At 36.6% G+C, this 17,790-nt stretch carries 13 protein-coding genes, 3 pseudogenes and 1 riboswitch; of the genes and pseudogenes, 2 read left to right on the top strand and 14 right to left on the bottom strand.

The features are described from left to right. Positions 1-33 precede the first annotated feature (33 nt). A riboswitch (cyclic di-GMP riboswitch) is annotated at positions 34-123 on the bottom strand. Between the two features lie 236 nt (positions 124-359). Beyond that, entirely contained in the window at positions 360-1,373 is a 1,014-nt protein-coding gene (gene adhP, locus K1I44_RS07010) for an alcohol dehydrogenase AdhP (RefSeq protein ID WP_219985723.1), read from the top strand. Between the two features lie 255 nt (positions 1,374-1,628). On the opposite strand, the gene K1I44_RS07005 is transcribed toward adhP, so the two are convergent. The 3 genes from K1I44_RS07005 to K1I44_RS06995 all read right to left on the bottom strand — a co-directional run bounded on the left by K1I44_RS07005 (position 1,629) and on the right by K1I44_RS06995 (position 4,052). Continuing rightward, a complete protein-coding gene (locus K1I44_RS07005) occupies positions 1,629-1,817 on the bottom strand; it encodes a YgaP family membrane protein (protein WP_042894706.1) in 189 nt (62 codons plus the stop codon). Positions 1,818-1,883: 66 nt separating this feature from the next. Beyond that, positions 1,884-2,501, bottom strand: a complete 618-nt coding sequence (locus K1I44_RS15510; RefSeq protein ID WP_042894708.1) for a Crp/Fnr family transcriptional regulator — start codon at positions 2,499-2,501, stop codon at positions 1,884-1,886. A gap of 90 nt (positions 2,502-2,591) precedes the next feature. Beyond that, positions 2,592-4,052 carry a protein adenylyltransferase SelO gene (locus K1I44_RS06995; RefSeq protein WP_370627968.1) on the bottom strand — a complete coding sequence of 487 codons (1,461 nt, stop codon included), beginning with the start codon at positions 4,050-4,052 and terminating at the stop codon, positions 2,592-2,594. Between the two features lie 191 nt (positions 4,053-4,243). Here K1I44_RS06995 and K1I44_RS06990 point away from each other — a divergent pair. Beyond that, positions 4,244-4,654, top strand: a pseudogene (locus K1I44_RS06990) (transcriptional regulator); the annotation flags it as partial. A gap of 557 nt (positions 4,655-5,211) precedes the next feature. Here K1I44_RS06990 and K1I44_RS06985 read toward each other — a convergent pair. The 11 genes and pseudogenes from K1I44_RS06985 to K1I44_RS06940 all read right to left on the bottom strand — a co-directional run bounded on the left by K1I44_RS06985 (position 5,212) and on the right by K1I44_RS06940 (position 17,443). Next, positions 5,212-5,508, bottom strand: a complete 297-nt coding sequence (locus K1I44_RS06985) for a nucleotidyltransferase domain-containing protein (RefSeq protein ID WP_219985721.1) — start codon at positions 5,506-5,508, stop codon at positions 5,212-5,214. Further along, a complete protein-coding gene (locus K1I44_RS06980; RefSeq protein ID WP_219985720.1) occupies positions 5,495-5,950 on the bottom strand; it encodes an HI0074 family nucleotidyltransferase substrate-binding subunit in 456 nt (151 codons plus the stop codon). Before K1I44_RS06980 ends, K1I44_RS06985 begins: the two co-directional genes overlap by 14 nt. Positions 5,951-6,368: 418 nt before the next feature. Beyond that, positions 6,369-6,502: pseudogene (locus tag K1I44_RS06975) on the bottom strand (nucleotidyltransferase domain-containing protein); the annotation flags it as partial. A 449-nt stretch (positions 6,503-6,951) separates the two neighbouring features. After that, on the bottom strand, positions 6,952-9,375 hold the full coding sequence (locus K1I44_RS06970) for a pPIWI_RE module domain-containing protein (protein WP_219985719.1): 2,424 nt from the start codon (positions 9,373-9,375) through the stop codon (positions 6,952-6,954). Next, the gene (locus K1I44_RS06965; RefSeq protein WP_219985718.1) at positions 9,332-11,110 is read right to left on the bottom strand and encodes a hypothetical protein; all 1,779 of its coding nucleotides are present in this window, start codon (positions 11,108-11,110) and stop codon (positions 9,332-9,334) included. The genes K1I44_RS06970 and K1I44_RS06965 overlap by 44 nt, the downstream gene beginning before the upstream one ends. A gap of 73 nt (positions 11,111-11,183) precedes the next feature. Further along, complete coding sequence (locus K1I44_RS06960; RefSeq protein WP_219985717.1) at positions 11,184-12,602, bottom strand: pPIWI_RE_Z domain-containing protein; 1,419 nt, start codon at positions 12,600-12,602, stop codon at positions 11,184-11,186. A gap of 74 nt (positions 12,603-12,676) precedes the next feature. Further along, positions 12,677-13,720, bottom strand: coding sequence for a restriction endonuclease-related protein (locus K1I44_RS06955; protein ID WP_219985716.1), 1,044 nt, complete (start codon positions 13,718-13,720; stop codon positions 12,677-12,679). A gap of 253 nt (positions 13,721-13,973) precedes the next feature. Further along, entirely contained in the window at positions 13,974-15,473 is a 1,500-nt protein-coding gene (locus tag K1I44_RS06950; protein ID WP_219985715.1) for a reverse transcriptase domain-containing protein, read from the bottom strand. Between the two features lie 247 nt (positions 15,474-15,720). Next, positions 15,721-16,461, bottom strand: a pseudogene (locus K1I44_RS15360) (ISL3 family transposase); the annotation flags it as partial. Positions 16,462-16,482: 21 nt separating this feature from the next. After that, entirely contained in the window at positions 16,483-16,845 is a 363-nt protein-coding gene (locus tag K1I44_RS15355; RefSeq protein ID WP_255573275.1) for a helix-turn-helix domain-containing protein, read from the bottom strand. 169 nt (positions 16,846-17,014) lie between these two features. Continuing rightward, a complete protein-coding gene (locus K1I44_RS06940) occupies positions 17,015-17,443 on the bottom strand; it encodes a hypothetical protein (protein WP_219985714.1) in 429 nt (142 codons plus the stop codon). Positions 17,444-17,790: the final 347 nt, after the last annotated feature.

The following is a 17,790-nucleotide window of genomic DNA, read 5'->3' as shown; positions in this document are numbered from 1 at the left end:
ACCAATAAAACCTTCTTACTATTTCCTTACAAGAAGGGCAACTGGCTGGCATATCTATTGTGCATAGACGTAGCCCCTATAGCTTTGCGCCCTACCCTTTCGAGTAGTTTGCCGATTATTCAATTTTTTACATTTTCATCTTAACATAGCAACTAAGAAAAAGGAAGTGCGAAATTATGACTAAAACGGAAACTTTATATGATGTCAACGCCAAAACCAAATTTTTAACTTTTTATCCAAAAATATTTTTCTTTTTTTTGAACATTTTATTTGTGATATTTTTCTCAAATAAAATGCATGCTACATTACATATGTACAGACCAAAAAATCCCTTTTTGCCTAGAAGGAGGATTATAATCATGAAAGCTGCAGTTGTGGAACAATTTAAAGAGCCGTTACAAGTGAAAGAAGTGGAAAAACCTAAGATCTCATACGGGGAAGTATTAGTGCGCATTAAAGCGTGCGGGGTATGCCACACAGACTTGCATGCCGCACATGGCGACTGGCCTGTAAAGCCTAAACTGCCTCTCATTCCTGGACATGAAGGGGTCGGAGTAATTGAAGAAGTAGGCCCTGGGGTGACACATGTAAAAGTTGGAGATCGCGTAGGTATCCCTTGGCTTTACTCAGCGTGCGGTCATTGTGACTATTGCTTAAGCGGACAAGAAACATTATGCGAACATCAACAAAACGCTGGCTATTCCGTCGATGGTGGTTACGCTGAATATTGCCGTGCTGCAGCCGATTATGTTGTAAAAATCCCTGATAACTTATCATTTGAAGAAGCTGCTCCAATCTTTTGTGCCGGAGTCACGACATATAAAGCATTAAAAGTAACAGGGGCAAAACCTGGGGAATGGGTAGCCATTTACGGTGTTGGCGGGCTTGGACATGTCGCAGTCCAATACGCAAAGGCGATGGGGTTAAACGTCGTTGCTGTCGATTTAGGTGATGAAAAACTTGAGCTTGCTAAACAACTTGGTGCAGATCTTGTCGTCAATCCGAAACATGATGATGCAGCACAATGGATAAAAGAAAAAGTGGGCGGTGTGCATGCGGCTGTCGTCACAGCTGTTTCAAAAGCCGCGTTCGAATCAGCCTACAAAGCCATTCGTCGCGGTGGTGCTTGCGTACTCGTCGGATTACCGCCGGAAGAAATGCCTATCCCAATTTTCGATACGGTATTAAATGGAGTAAAAATTATTGGTTCTATCGTTGGTACGCGCAAAGACTTACAAGAAGCACTTCAATTTGCAGCAGAAGGAAAAGTAAAAACAATTGTCGAAGTACAGCCGCTTGAAAACATTAACGACGTATTTGATCGCATGTTAAAAGGGGAAATTAACGGCCGCGTCGTTTTAAAAGTAGATTAAAAAGAAGGCGTCTGTGGGCGCCTTCTCATTTAATTTCAACAGAAAACACTTGATGGTCATGAATGTCTTCCTTAATGTTGTTTGAAATACGATCCCAATTTGTTTAGGCAGTTCTTTTTCATGTTTTTGCTGATGTACATCCACTAATAAGGAATATCCCCGCAAAAATTAACCATGCTAATTTATCTATCTTTCCCCTTTATTCTACCTAACATCTAACCAAGCAAAAAAAATGACCCAAGCGTAAAGCTTGAGCTATTTTTTCGTCGTATTAATCCGAAACGGCACGTAAAGCGGGCAAAATCTAACGAATGCTGTAATGATCAAAACGATTCCTAAAATGCCAACGTACTTGATGTTTCCTTCAAGGAAAAACAGCCCTAATAACGCAACCCCTAATATAAGACGAATGATGCGATCGACCGAACCAATATTGGCTTTCATCTTTTTTCTCCTCCTCTTCTTTTACCTTTAGCATAGAGGAAAAAAGTTCATTTTTCCGTGATAAAGTCACATTGTTGCAAATTTGTCACATAATTTTTCTTTGGCGATAATCTTCACTTTTCCTCGTCCAAGTTGCACATATCCTTCGCGTTCTAGCTGCTTCAACATCCGGCTAACAACTTCACGCGCCGTTCCAAGCTCTGTCGCAATATGTTCATGCGTCATCTCCACTATATTTGTTTTATTTTTCTCGCATCGGTCAAGCAAAAATTCAACGAGACGCTTATCCATTTTTTCGAATACAATATGCTCAATCATTTGCATCATCGCCATAAAACGATTCATCATCATATCATAAACAAACGTTTGCAGCTGTATGTTTGTTGCCATCATCGCCGCAAACGCATCTTTCGGAACGATAAACGCTTCCGCATCTTCTTCTACAACCGCAGTCGCTGGAAAAAGCGAATGAGACAATACGCTTGAAATCGTTAATACACATGACTCTCCTCTGCAAACACGATATAAATTTACTTCTTTCCCGTTCTCTCCAATTTTAGCTACTCGAATGACACCCGAAACGATAAAAGCGACATGTTCGCACGTATCCCCTTCTTGAAAAACAACCGTTCCTTTCGGGAGCTTTACCGTTATGTATGAATTGTCGTATAAAAACGGAAACACGATCCCCTCCCCTTTCTTTCCTTATATTACAATGTAACACCCGTCCCTTTCTACAACAAAAAACTTCCCTCAAGCATGAGAGAAGCTTCTTTACGTCCCACAAAACGTCCGATACGGTCGGTCAGACGGCTCAGGAGGTATAGCATATTGTTCGTGTTCCTTCTTGTATGCATACGGATGTTGCAACGCATGAAGCAATTGCTCCATGACCGTATAATCCCCATGTTCAACCGCTGCCGTCAGCGCTTCTTCAACCCGATAGTTGCGCGGAATAATCGCCGGGTTGTTTTGCCGCATTTGTTCATATACTTCATCTTTTGTTGCGTCTTGACGGGCGATTCTTTCCTTCCAACGTGCATACCAATCGCGAAACTGTTGTTCACAAAAATTCCACTCGCCTAACGTTAATGAGCGAAACGTATTCGTATAGTCAGCCCGATAAGTATACATAAGATGAAGCAACTCCCCAATAAGCTTTTTGTCTTCCTCTTCTTTCGTAAAAAGCCCGAGTTTTGCCCGCATCCCTTCTAGCCAATACGTTTCATACAGCGCCGGAAATCGACCTATCGTTTCTTGCGCAAGCTCAATCGCTTTTTCCTCATTATCATGCAGAAGCGGCAAAAGACTTTCCGCCAAACGTGCAATATTCCATCCAGCGATATACGGCTGATTACCGTACGCATACCGCCCTTGCGTATCAATGGAGCTAAACACCGTCTTTGGATCGTACACATCCATAAACGCGCACGGTCCGTAATCAATCGTCTCACCGCTAATCGTCATATTATCGGTGTTCATCACCCCATGAATAAACCCGACTAATTGCCATTTCGCTACAAGCGCCGCCTGCTTTTTCATCACTTCTTCCAATAAAAAAAGATAGCGGTTAGACGCCTGTTCACCGTTCAAATCATGGCGCTTCATCGCATAATCTGCCAACGCCTGCAATTCGTCTTTCGATAAAAAACGAGCCGCATATTGAAACGTCCCGACACGCAAATGACTCGCTGCCACGCGCGTCAAAATCGCCCCTGGCAGCTCTGTTTCGCGAATAACAACTTCCCCTGTTGTCACAACGGCTAAACTGCGCGTCGTTGGAATACGAAGCGCATGCATCGCCTCGCTAATGATATACTCACGAAGCATCGGCCCGAGCGCCGCACGTCCATCTCCCCCGCGCGAATACGGCGTCCGTCCCGACCCTTTCAGCTGAATATCGAACCGTTCTCCGTCTGGCGTCACATGTTCACCAAGTAAAATCGCTCGCCCGTCGCCAAGCATATTAAAATATCCGAACTGATGTCCTGCATACGCCTGCGCCAAAGGCTCCGCACCTTCAGGAATTCGATTTCCGGCAAACACCGCCACCCCATCCTCGCTCGCTAGCGCCTCCGCACATAGCCCAAGCTTCTTTGCCAGCGAACGATTGAGCACAGCCAGCTTCGGATCACGAACAGGCGTCGGATATATTTTCGTAAAAAACCGCTCAGGCAACCGAGCATAACTATTGTCAAAGTTCCAGTTGGTGTTCAATATATTTCCCTCCCGCATTACAGTCCAACACTTGTTCTTTTCTCACTGCTTCTAACTTCATACACAAAAATTGTGTTCTATTTTTTTCAGTATACCCCATTTTTCTTAACAACGCTGCGATGACGGATTGTTATGACAAAATGCTAACAAATGATGACAATAAAAGAAGGCAACAGGTATAATAATAGTAAAAAGCGGAGGGTAACAAAATGGCGCAAGGAATATCGTATCACGCTAAATATATTTTGTTTAAATCGCTAAGCGAATTGTATCGTAATCAAGCGCTTGATGTGTACGGCCTCCATGATCTTCCGAAAATTAAAGCGCTTCTGCCGAACGAATTCCCAGCCGTGCGAGCTGATGAAAAGCGTTCTGACACATTATTTCTTCTCGAAGACGATTCGATTCTCCTCTTAGAATACGAAAGCAACGAACGGTTTATCGACAATCATCTAAAGTACCTCGATTATGCTTACCGAATTTTGCACACATACTATAAGCAAGAAAAACGACTGAAACACATTCGCATCGTAGTTATTTATACAAGCGATGTAACACGAAAGTATGAACAATTGCATGCAGGTCATGTATTCATTTCTTTAGAGCGAACAGTGCCTGGCACTGTTCGCTAAAAAATGTGGCTGCCTCATAAGGGGCTGACCTCACGCGAGTTTCACAATATATCGTTCATTTATCCAATGTGATGTCCTATATATTACTTCGAGCGGTGCCAGGTACAGCTCTCTTATTTTATGTTATCAACAAAATATATAGGATCTTTGTTACTTAAAACTAACTGATTTTTAAGGTCAAACCTTTTCGTGTCTTTTATAGAAATCACTATTTTGTTATGAACATTGCGCGTCAAAATCGCCCCTTATCATCGGCTTTAACATATTGCTCCAATGTACAAAACTTCCAGAAGAAGGATTCTCTTTCTGTAGCTTTTTTACAATATTGACAAACAACGCCTGTCACTACTCGCCAAGAACGTCTTTCAAAACTGTTTGCGTTCATCATCCATTATGGGAAGGAATAGTTGATTTTCATGTATGGGTGGGGAGTAAAATTTACTCATGGATGTTTTTTACGGAAAAAGGGAGGGCACTCGAAAAGAGAACGCCTAGCGAACACTTTTGGCCCCATCATGTTCGACACATACTCTCGAACACTAAGCTCACGACAGATGTTTTGCATAAATGACCTTTCCATCACGCATAATTTGCCGTTTTATTTCCTCATTCAGCGAGTCAAAAAACAGCACATCACACGAATAAATGCCGACAATCTCGTCAATGTCGTCCATTATTTTCCCCTTTTTATTTCCGGTATAATCAAGACACAAATCAATATCAGAATTATAGCGTGCCGTGTTTTTTGCGCGTGATCCAAACAAAATAACTTTTTGAATCTCTTTGTCACCTTCAAAATACGTAAGCAACCGCTCAAATACATTTTTATTAATTCCATACATCGCTATCAATCACTTCTTCTTTTATTTTTTGAAGCAACGCTTCGATTTGGTGAACATATTCATTTACGATTTTATTTTTTATTCGCTCATAATCTTCTTCGTTATACACATGGGCAGTTGCGTTTCGCGAACTCAGCATATCGTTCCATACATCAATATTTTCAATCCATCCTTCCTTAAAAGCTTGACGATAACATGCCCGCGGACTGTTTAGTTCAAGCCCGGATGACTTAAAAATTTTTGATAAAAGCTTCCAAAGTTGATCTTCTAAAATCTCATATTTTTTCACAATCGAATCTCTATACACTTCTTTCATCAATTCGTCTTCATTTGTTATTTGTTGCGATGCTGAAATCACATTTTTTAAGTGCAACAATAAACGAAATGCATATTGATACGACAACACGATCGATTCTTTGTATTTGTCAAACAAATCGTCCATTCCCAATCTACCGCCTTTCTCTTACATAATAACACAAAAAGGCTAAAACTATGTATGGCTTCTTCTGATGATTTTCAAACAAACAAGACATAAGTTCAACAACTTGATATGGTTGCTAATATAATGAATACATCTTCCACGGACATACTCAAATTCCAAAATGTATAAATTTAAAACATTCGACAAAATAGATTTTCACTCTTGTAATAATGATGCATTTTTTGCGTCATGAGTATCAATCTCGAAAACATAATTAAGAAAAAAAGCCTCCTCCTAGCCTTTAAAGCATTTTTTCAAAAAGTTGAAATTTACATATATTTCATCCTCGAAAAATTCACTGAGCATGTTATTTAAGCAAAGACATAATTCAAGATAGAGACTTCTCATAAATCATTATTCCATCGCGCTCAATTTGCCGTTAGATTTCCTCATTCAGCGAATCGAAAGGCAGCACATCACACGAATAAATGCCGACAATGTTGTCAATCTCATTCATGATTTTCCCTTTTTGTTTCCCGTATAATTAATGTACAAATCAATATCTGAATTATACGGTTGATACAACGCTATGGATAATATCGCTAAACCTGTTACTTTTAACGGCCAATGCTTCCAAACAAGCAGTATCTTAGCCCAAACAATCCATAACAAGACAACTCTGCCAATAGTCAAATGAACGGCACCAATCGCTAACGAGCCCATCTGTTCCGGTGTAAAAAATTGTGCAGTACCCGTCGTCCCCCATATGATTGCTGCCAGTAAAACCATCAATGTATAGATATACGTGTCCATCACTTTTCTGATCACATAAACTTTAGAAGGTTGTACAAACATAGAAGGCTGTCGGACACAGCCTTCTGAACAGTCTTTTTGAGCGATCGGCTCATTTTCTTTTCATGGCTAAAAATATTTTCGGAGTGCCAGAAGATTTATCCTTGCTATGCTAAAAACAAGCGTCTTATCATTTGCCTAGCTTTTCTAGATATTATCTTCCTTCTCATCTAGAAAACAATTTTAGCATATTCTTTTGCTTTCATAGCTAGATGTAATGGTAGAGGCATTAATGTATCCTTATCATCATACTGCAAACTGGTTTCTTTTCTCAATTGATAGGCCAATTGGGCAATTTCTTCTGGTAATTTGTCCTCCCTGCAGACTGGAATGGTCAATTCAACTGCTGTTGAACGCAAGAAATTTATGGTTGGCTTTTCAATTTTTGTTTTGTTAGGATTGATCTTTTGTCCAACTCCTTGAGGCTTAGAACCGATACTAAAAAAGACATGTTCATTGAACTTAAACAGTCCGGTTGGGAAAGATTGCGGAATTTCCGTTATTTCACTTAACTCATTTTCAATTTTACCAAAAACTGTCCACTCCGGTGCTTCGACCTCTTCTTCATCTCTAAGACGAACAATACTTAAATTGTTAAACATTGATAATGGATTTTCAGTGGTACTTATGTTTCTGTTTTGGAACCATTTGACTTGTTTTCGTATATTTTGAGCTTTCGCGAACAAAACAATATGTTCTGCATTGATTTGATGTAACGAACCATGAAGGAATTTCATCATATCTTGTTCATAATTAAAGGAAATGAAATTACTGCTTTCTTTTGCAAGCATAAGCAATCCTTCATGGTAAGGTACCCACCCCCTACAAGGAAGAGCCATTTTTATTTCATTAGCATCGGCTTTAACCATAATTGGATAATTGATCTTCTCTTTGCTCGTTTTTTTGTTTCGCTGAATATTGTACAAGCCTACAAAAGTAGTATTGGAGTGTCGCTCAAGAAAGGCTTGTCCCCTTAACGAAACAATTCCTGCTTGTCTCAACAAATCTGCAACAGCTTTCTCAAAGCGATGATCCAATTTTTTTATATCCTCTTTTGGATCCACTGGACGAATGAACTGTGTTAATTTGTTATGTTTAGCAAATATATGTCTGATGAAGTCCTTTGGATCAACGCTGTGATAAAAATCTTCCTTATCTTTTAATTCAAATAAACAGAACGATGGGGTAACATCACCGTTTAACATTTTTGTTATACGCTCAATCAGCAATGTCTCTCCATCTTTTTTTCTTTCCCGCCCAACATCCAGTTGTTCCGATATTGCCTTCTCTTTTAATATGATGGTGGACTCCCCATATTCATAAACATTAACCTCATTGTTCGCTTCAATATTTAACGATTTAAGCAATGAATTTTTTGCCTTTTCAAGCCACTTTAAATCGGAGTACCAAATTTCTATTATCATTGATGATGACAACTTTAAATTTTTATGTTTCACAATCCTTGAAGATGATTTTATTTTTCTACAAATCGGGAATGAGTAATCGGAAGGCAATTGTTTTACTATTTCCTTTGAGATTTCCACTCTTTCTTTAAAACCTGCGCCTGCTCCCAGATTATGTGTTCCCCACAAATGCGAACCATATGGTATTAAAACAGTAAATTTATTTTCCTTATTCTCTAGAAAATATTGTGAGGGGTTTTCAAAAACTTTTTCAATCTCGGGTATAACCCCGCCGTAACTCATTTCATTAATGATATCATTTGTTTTATGTTCCCAAAACAAATGGCCGTTCCGCTTTTTTACAGATGCTTTGATAATTGGTGCCACTTCATTTTTGCCACTAATCCATGGATAAGCTCCTTGCAGGTAGACAGTCGTTCCCTCATTTCTTATAAATGCCTTATTTGTCATCCAACGCAAAATTCCTACATGAATGTATAAATAAGGAACGGAATCGAAAGGAATTGTTTGTATACGAAATTTGACGTTGTATGAAAAATGTTCCGTATGTTTTTTAACTTTAACGTTTTCCGGGGGCCAACTTATCCAGTTAACGCCATTAGATGAACTTGTGCTTACTTCAATAAAATCAAGATGTTTTTGTAAGCATGGTATGAATAATTTTTTATTTAAAGTTGCTGAAATGATTTTTGGCAAATATTGATAAGCAAAACTATCGCTTAGATCAGCTGTTCCTTGTTCATTTTTTATTATCTTCACTATTCTTTCTTCTTCTACGATTTTTATATCGTTTAACACATTTGGAAGAAGGATTTTTTTAAAGTGAACATAATACCATGACTCAATCATATGCTTTAATAAATCTATATCAATAGGATGTTGGGAAAATAACCATGGCTCATTATGTTGAAAATGTGCGTTACTGTTTACAAACAATAAATCCGTAAATAAAATTTGAATAGTTTCACTTAACGACTTCAATGGGAATATTCGGAATTTGTTTTTGAAATGATTTTCTTCTTCCATTATATTTTTCATTTTTTGTGGAAAATTAATGCTATATCCTTTAATAACTTGATTTTCTTCTATTGGAATCGCTAGGAGTTTAATATAATCCGACGTGTATTTAGCTTTTGTCTTCTTTTGTGGATCGTCTTTTATTTTTGTCATGAACTTTAACCCCTTTCAAATTTTGTAATCCATCCATGATCGGATAATAAAGTTTTTGCAAAATAAAATAATTGTCCCGTTTTGCAAAGCGTGTGATCTCTTCTTTCCAAGCAACAAGCAAGCTTGTAGTATAATTGTCAGCGTTACCCATCACCGTTTCTGGCGCAAAACTTCCATCACACAATATAATTTTTGCTGGGACATTTCCGCGGATAAGGCGTCCTGTTAGCTGCCAAACTGAAACAAATAAATCCATAATTAAATACTTTCTCTCTATGTTGTCTAAATAACGAAAGCCTCTCTCATTTAAGAGTATTTCTTTCTGTATCGCATATGCAGCCTTTCTTTGTTTTAACATTTGTTCTTTTATGTTATAATCTTTCGTGTTCACTTTCGATAGTTCATTCATAATATACGCGTTTAGACGATTGATGAGCCTCGACATATCGTATGGTCTCGGGTACGGTCGAACAAGAAAAATTGCCGTATGAAAAGCGGCTACCTGCATGGAGTCAACAGTACTTAAAATGTTATGTCCCCGCTCTAACGCTAACAACGGAGCAACAAGAATGACACCATTTGATTTTGAAAACGAAGCTACTTTTTGCCGCGGCCACACTCCTTCCTCTAGTGAAGCGTTATTTTGGTTTGTTAAATAATAAATATCCTTTCTATCAAAAACATTTCTCATTTCTTTACCAACCATTGCTGCTTCTTCATACGAACCAGCGACAATTAACAAACGTTTTCTTCCTTCACTTGCCAATTCAAGTTCTCTTTCAATAATGTTGTTTCGTTTCAGCGATGCAACAGCTGATTTAAGTTCCCAATCTCTTTCATCATCTTTTTTTCCAGAAATTATAATAGGATCAAAGTCCGGTTTATAGAGCGGCTCAAATATAACTTCAATTTCCGTTTGTACTTCTTCGTCCTTTTCAATTAAATAACTAACCGGCAACTGAATTTGATATTTTGATGAAAACGGAGCTTCACTTGTACCTGATAAAAGAATGACCGTCGCACCTTTTTTTCCATCTAACGGGTAAAAAAATTTATCCATATGTGTTAGTAAATATCTTCCAACTCCTATTATCCGAACAAGTTTCAAAATTCCTCCTTTTGCATATGCATGCTCTTCACTTTCATAGCGAAATCCCATTCCAATTCCCGTTGGCGAAACAGGCAGCAGACCGTCGTAATCCTTTGGTGTTCCTTGAAATATAGATAGCATGTTGTCAATACCCATGTCCTCAAATTCAGATTGAATCGTGTCAAAGTGCTGAACTAAATAAAATAAGTATTTTTCAAGAAGAAGGATAGTCAATGAAAAACGCAGTTTTTTCTCTAACAAACGCCTATTTTGAAGAGTCAAATTAAAACGTTTACTTGTTAGCTCTAACCATTCTCTAATTAAAACAGACGATTCCTCATCATCTTGTATCAACTGATTCGTAATCGATTTTAATAATTTTAAAGATGGTTTTTTTTCTAATTTTTCGCTATATAAAAAACCGTAATCTTCTTTTTGATAAGATAAAACAAAATCATTAAAATCCTTCCATATTCGCTTAAACAATGGATTTTCTTGATACTTTTCATCTTTACCACTAATATTAAGCAAAGAAAGGGTAAACTGCTTCAAAAGTTTATATGATGTAAAATATTGTTTTCCAACAAATGTATAAATGTCCCTTTCTTGCTGAAGCTGTGAATATGCGAGATAAACAGCTGACATCGCGTTTTGTAAAGCACGATTCCATTTGTCAATAGTTGGTTTCCTTAGAGAAAGCTTTGACTTATACAGCTGTTCATTGATTTTTTTTATGGAGTTGCTCTAACCAGCTTGTTTGTGACCCTGCGATCTCTTCTTCCGGAGCAAAGATCGCATCTAGTTGGGATTGTACACGGTCAGCTTCGTCGATAAGAATTAAGCTTGAACGTCGGTAAACATATTCAAACATCCGCATTCGAATACTAGTGAGTGCTGAAGGCATTTCGCTATAAACAAGCCCTTGTATTGTAGCGATTAAAATGCCGGCTTCCGACAAATCATGATAAGCATGATGATAGGGACAATGAAAAAAATATGGGCAAATGGTCACTTTATTATTTTGTCTCATGTTAAAACATGGTGGAGGTCCTTCTAAGTTCAACTCTTGCATTTCTTGTATGATACAAATATCTGACAAATAGCGCATCGCAGGTTTTTGAAAATTCCTTAATGACATGAAGGATTCATCCATCGTTTGCATATATTCATGAATATGTCTTTTTCTTTGTCGATAGCTAATAATTGGCACTGCTTTTATTCCTATTGATTGAAAATAATCAACTTTTTTCAGAGCGGTTGCTACGTCCCCGACAATGAGCGTCGTTACTTTCTTATTTTCATACAGATGGAAAGCAAGTAAATCCATAATCGTTGATTTTCCTGACGAAAGCGTCCCTACCCAATGCTGTGTTCCAGAAAGAAATAATATATCTGTGCGTTTTTTCGATTTTGTGCATTCATTAAAAATAATCGGTTCGATTCTTTTACACCATTGATGTTTATATTCCCCTAAAATTTCTAATTCAAGATTATCAAGTTTTTTCGCCGCTTTCAGTAAATCTTCTTTTGTAACGGATAAAGCTTCTTTAGGCAAATAATCTGTATCAATCTCCCGTATTTCAGAAGAGTGTACATATTCAGGAATCTTAAACGAAATTTCTTGGTGAATGTCTTTAAATTTAGTGACAACATTATGTTGAGCTATAGATCTATTTGAAGAAACATGAGGAATTACACCCGTGAGCAATTGCTCGTAATATGATGTACGGTCTGGATACTGCGTTAGGCTTTTCCAAATCATTCTTTCTTCATTACGTAAGAGATGAAGAAAAGTTTGTGGAATTTGCAAGCTAAAATACTCCTCACACAAATTCGTGACTATGCTCCTCGCTTTCCATGACGGCAGCAAAATCTTCAAGTTGCTCCAAATTCTCATTTGTCTATCAGAAAAATTTTGAAATAACGATAAATACGTACCCGAATAAAGATAGGAAAGCTGCTCGAATGTCCACATTTCTTCAGGTAATAATTGCATTAAGCCATATGCTGCTGCTTCTACTTTTAGTATTGTCTTAGCTATATCGTCCACTTCGTCTCTTGAAACTTCAGCTGCCATAAGATGTCCTTTTACTTCTTTAACCAAACTTGCAAAATAATTTTCAAACCGAACTCTCAATTCATTATTCCTCCTCGATCATTCTCATTATATAGTGGATGATTTCTTTATCAGTCATAATGATGTATCCTTTATCACAAATCACTTTTAATTTTTCTACGTATTTTTCTCCCCGATAGTTTGGTACTATTAAAAATTGCCTTAGCATATTCACTTGTTGACGAAAAAGGTTTTATATGGAAGGCAAGTTGTTGCGGCACAGCCCAATCTTTTACGTCAATCATCCAAGTCTCTCCATTTTTCAATTTTATTGAAATGTCATATTCATCTTTATTTGGATAAAGTTCTACTTCAAATTGTCCGTTATCTTTACCGATTTTGCAAAGCTCTTTATACAAATTCATTTCAATAATTCCTGGGTCAACGATATATCGTCTTATACCACGCTTTACACGTAATAAATTGCTACCATTTTCAATCGAACGAACTTTTTCCTCCCAATTTCTCGTTAACTTCTTACATTTATCTGTATCACATTTATAATCGCCATTTAAATCTTTGAACAAAGTCCAACTACAACGCGGACAGACGTTGACTGTTTTATCAGATACATAGGTTAATGGAATTGGTTCATAAAATAAATCCCACAATTTACTTTGAACTTCATTGGGTAAATTTTTCATTTGTTTTAATACTTTCCTGTCGGTTACACGAACAACAGGATTATCAATAAGAAATTTTCTCAAATACCGATATCCTGTATCATCTAAGAGCGTTTTCAATTGAACAAATTCTTCGGTATCTTGCTCCAAAATCGGATTTTGTCCCTCCTGCGCAATAGCAATACAAAATTCTGTTACAGAAAAGTCATATAAAATAGGTTCCATAAAGTCATCTTCTAATGAAAATAATTCAGCAAATTTAGGGTATGGCCAAGCTGTCAGAGGGGTACTTAACCATTCCATTTGTTTATCTAAGGTAAGCGGAAATAAATCGTTTTGCTTTAGTCCTTGTTCTAAACCGATTAGGTGTAATTTAGCGGAAGCTTTTTTCCACAACGAAGGCAGATTCTCCAGTCTTTCTTCTTTATATTGCTGATCAAAATCTTGAATACCTCTCGCTAACAAGGAGATTGTTTTTAAAACATTTTTGTCGTAGTTATCTTCTAATGTATACAATGAAGTGAACCTCCATCTTTTTTAAATGTGTAAATCATTCCTATTGAAATATCGAACTAATCCCTCAATAATCATATTTATAATTAGTAAAACAAAAAAGGCATCTCGAGATTTTACTATCCTCTGAGATGCCTTAACCATATGCTATTGTTATTATAATGGATAATCTAGTAAAATGAAATATCCTCTACACGTATATACCTATTTTAAGCCCCTCACAATCTTTGAGTGGTGCCAGGCACTTAACCATTTATTAGTAATCATATTCATTAGACTTAGGATGCATAGTTCTTTCTATTCCTTTAACAACTAATTCTTCCTTAATTGCTCTATAGATTCTTGTAAAACTCGGAATTTCAATAAGCCCCTTTTTGCCGTTAATTTTTCTACGTCTACACTCCTGCAATAAAGTATCTTTGTTTAAATTAAATGGAAACTGGTTAGAACGATTATGCCCGTGTTTTAAAAGCAGCTTATTTCTTTTTTTTAGAGCATTTAAAATTGTAGACAGTAGCCATTTATCAAGCTGCTTCATTTGTTCTTCATCGTCGACTAAAGGATAAAAATTCATTAAACCTTTAAAATTTAGACGCTTATATGAACCGTTTAAATAATTTCTTAACATATGTTCATTTAAATTTCCATATAAGTATCTTCTAATCTGCATAATGGCAGTAACAAAATCACTATCATTATCATTACTAGGAATTGTCACAGCCTGAAGAGGGGTCTTATTCAAAGGTTGTATCAAGTTCTTATAAAGGAGATAACTAATATGTTTCTTAATTTTTTTCACAGAATCCGGCTTAATGCTAACATTATCTCCGGAAAGTTGGTAACCAAGAAACTCTATTGAAGTTTTATATGTACTAAATTCTGAAGGCATACCCTTTTTCGACAAAAGACTTATGCCGTTGGATTTATCAAAATTTATTTCAACACCAGCTTCTTTTGAAAATTCATGAATAATATCAAAGGCCTTACAAATCTTCGAATAACTCTCCGACCAAATAACTGTATCATCTGCATACCTAGCAAATCTAAGTCCCTCTACTTCTAATCGTTTATCTAACTTCCAACATGCAAGATTTGCTAAAAATAAAGAAATAGATGTCCCCTGAGGAATACCTTTTTCAAAATGACTAAGAAACGCTTTTATTACGTCTTTCTCAAACTCACTTACTAAAAAACCATTTTGATTAAGTTGATTTATTAAATACTCATGTTCAATGGAACCGAAAAAGTCACGAAAATCAAACTCTGCGACAAACATCCTTGGATTTTGTTTTATATCAAGTGCAATATCTTGTATAGCAAAATGAACATTTCTATCTTTTCTATAAGCGTAAGAAAAAGAACTGAACCTATGTTTATTCTTGCTCAATAATCTATTATAAAAATAATTTGAAACGGCTTCATCAGGGATTTGAAATATATGAACAGATCTCGTCTTTGAACTATTCTTTTTGGGTATTTGTTTTAAATACGGTTCGAAAGGTTTATATGTTCCATTAATTAATTTATTAAAAACAGATTTGGCGATCTGCTTTTGATGCTTAAGAACATAAAATGGATTGTGTTTATTATCAACTAACCATTCCTCGGGAATTTTAATCTCTTTCTTTCCAGGATTTTTTACCCTTCTCTTTTCACGTTGGTAAATTAACTCTATGTTATTATGGTATTTTTGAAATTCACTTGCTTTTCTTTTTGCTATTTGCTTTATATGGTTCTCAATATCCTTTAACAACATTTTCATCCCTCCAAACAAAAAGTCTTGCTATATTAGCAAGACTTTCCACGGAAACTATAATTAAAAGTAAGTTCCCAAGTCGAACAACAACTTGAGGCAGTGTTGTTCTCCATCTTCAGAATATACATTATACGTATACCTGAAATATATAGCTTCCGTTTGTCACCTTATGACATAGTTTTATTTTACAATTTCAAAAAATATCTGTAAATATATATTTTAATAAAAATAGAAATATTAAGGTTAATCACCAAAAGTCGGGGGTGACAAATTTCCCTCCCGTTTCTAGGCGGATGCGCAAGAAAAGATGTGCGTTGTTTCGGTATCCATACCCTCGCCTTTTAATGAGTTTTATTTTATTATTGGTGCCCTCCATCATCCCGTTTGATAAAGTGGATAAAATGGTATTGAGTATGGCTTTCTCACGAGAAACAAGGGCTTTCACAATACTTGAAATCGCACCGCAAGTATGAAATTGAAACCGTTTTATCCAATCCGAAAATCGCCTTTTCGCTTGAATAAACGTTTTCGCTTTGAACACGTAACGAATGTGTTGTAAGGATTGATATATATGACATACATGCTTGTCTTCTTTTAGCCATTGTGAAACCAACCCACGCTCTTCTTCGGTGAGTGTAGCTGGATCACACGCTAAGCAACGGTCCATAAACCGTACCTTATAATGCTTTTTCGCCTCGTTCAAATAACGTCTTCGTCTTTTCAGAGCATCCGTGAATAATTGGATGAGATGAAAGTGATCGAGCACATGAATCGCAGACGGAAAGGCATGTTGAATCGCTTTCGCCATGGCAGGTGCTAAGTCACTCACAGCTTGTTGAACGGTTCCTTCCACACAAGAAAGAGCCGATTGAATGGCTTGTTCGTCTCGTCCTGGAATAATCGCTAAAACATGACCTGTATCGGCATTTAATACACTTGTCGTGTAAGTATGTCCTTTTCGAAGGGCAAATTCATCGACACAAATTCTAGAAGGTTTTTCTTCTGTTAGCTACTTCGGTGCGTATGTATAAAACCAACGTTCTACCGTTGTGTATGGCAATCCAAATTCACGAGCAACATCTGAAATGGCCCGTCCATGACAGTGATCGACAATTTGAAGGCGATAAGCTAAAGTAGAAGATCGAACAAGACCTAAGTCATAATCATAAGTAAACGTGTAATTGCAATTCTTACAGCGTTGTCGACGTACCTCTAATTCAATCCAAAGCGTACCGATATGCCAAGCATAACTATGACGAAAACGTCGAAGTGTTTTATCGTGGCGATAGGTTTTCCCAAAGCAAATGGGACAAAGAATGCATTGAGGTGCTGCTTGAACAGGAAAAACAGCAGGCTCTCCATCAGAAGGCATGGAAATCGTAAAAAAAGATGGTAATGGTAGAATAGATTTGATAAACTGGTTGTACAAAGCGAAAACTCCTATCGTGGTTTGTCTAGTCAACAATTACGATACCAGAGTTTTCGCTTTTTTCATACCTATACATGGAAAAAATATTCATTTTTATATTAACAACCCCAAGTTATGTTGGTAAACCATTAAAAACCTCTTCAAGTAAATATTTCACTTTTTTTGCTGGTTCATCTAAACTGAACACATTAGGAATATCATTAAGATGTTTTTCAATCTCTGTTTTTAGCTCAGCCACAGTTTTTCCTGAATGATCGGATATATTAATCCCTTCATCGATTTCCTCATTAATATCAGTTTCTTTTAATATCGAACTTCCTGCTCCGGTCAAAACAATTGTATTTTCGTATTGCCTTCCCAAAAATTTATTAATAATTTCAGTAATTTTTTCTTTCGCAAGTTCTATTTCTGTTTTTCCATTAGCTTTTTTATCTAATTTTTTGCCATTGAAATAGTAAACTTCTGTATCATCTACACTTTCTTTTTCGACAATATCTGTACAAGATATCACTATCTTCTTTCTATTAGAAAGTTCTTTCACTCTACAACATCCCCTTTATGTATATAGTGTTTTCTAGCCCTTTTCGCTTCTTGATTAACTACTGTCTCGATAAAATATCTTATAGCATCAAAATGGATATAATATCTAAATTTAACAAAAAATCCTGTATAATCATGTCACAAAAACAAAAAAAGACAGAAGCCTCATAGCTTCTGTCTGCATCATACGTAACGTAAAATCATTTACATTGTTCTCTGGTCTGCAATATTCCTCTCAAGCACTCCAATCGCATGTTATTTATGGAAATTTGGCGGGAGACATATAATATTTTTGTGTAATAAGTAAACGACTATTTTTATATTTATCTTTATTAATTTTTAGGAGAA

The sequence above is a fragment of the Anoxybacillus sp. ST4 genome (assembly GCF_019448545.1).
In the GTDB taxonomy this organism is placed as follows: Bacteria; Bacillota; Bacilli; order Bacillales; family Anoxybacillaceae; genus Anoxybacillus; species Anoxybacillus pushchinoensis.
The sequence above is the reverse complement of the archived record's forward strand: the minus strand, read 5'-3'. Positions and strand labels throughout refer to the sequence as shown.

Bases quoted from the DNA above. Each gene is read 5' to 3' on its own strand.
- adhP (WP_219985723.1), top strand. From the start codon at position 360: ATGAAAGCTGCAGTTGTGGAACAATTTAAAGAGCCGTTACAAGTGAAA.
- K1I44_RS07005 (WP_042894706.1), bottom strand. From the start codon at position 1,817: ATGAAAGCCAATATTGGTTCGGTCGATCGCATCATTCGTCTTATATTA.
- K1I44_RS06995 (WP_370627968.1), bottom strand. From the start codon at position 4,052: ATGCGGGAGGGAAATATATTGAACACCAACTGGAACTTTGACAATAGT.
- K1I44_RS06985 (WP_219985721.1), bottom strand. From the start codon at position 5,508: ATGTATGGAATTAATAAAAATGTATTTGAGCGGTTGCTTACGTATTTT.
- K1I44_RS06980 (WP_219985720.1), bottom strand. From the start codon at position 5,950: ATGGACGATTTGTTTGACAAATACAAAGAATCGATCGTGTTGTCGTAT.
- K1I44_RS06970 (WP_219985719.1), bottom strand. From the start codon at position 9,375: ATGACAAAAATAAAAGACGATCCACAAAAGAAGACAAAAGCTAAATAC.
- K1I44_RS06965 (WP_219985718.1), bottom strand. From the start codon at position 11,110: ATGTCAGCTGTTTATCTCGCATATTCACAGCTTCAGCAAGAAAGGGAC.
- K1I44_RS06950 (WP_219985715.1), bottom strand. From the start codon at position 15,473: ATGTTGTTAAAGGATATTGAGAACCATATAAAGCAAATAGCAAAAAGA.
- K1I44_RS15355 (WP_255573275.1), bottom strand. From the start codon at position 16,845: ATGCCTTCTGATGGAGAGCCTGCTGTTTTTCCTGTTCAAGCAGCACCT.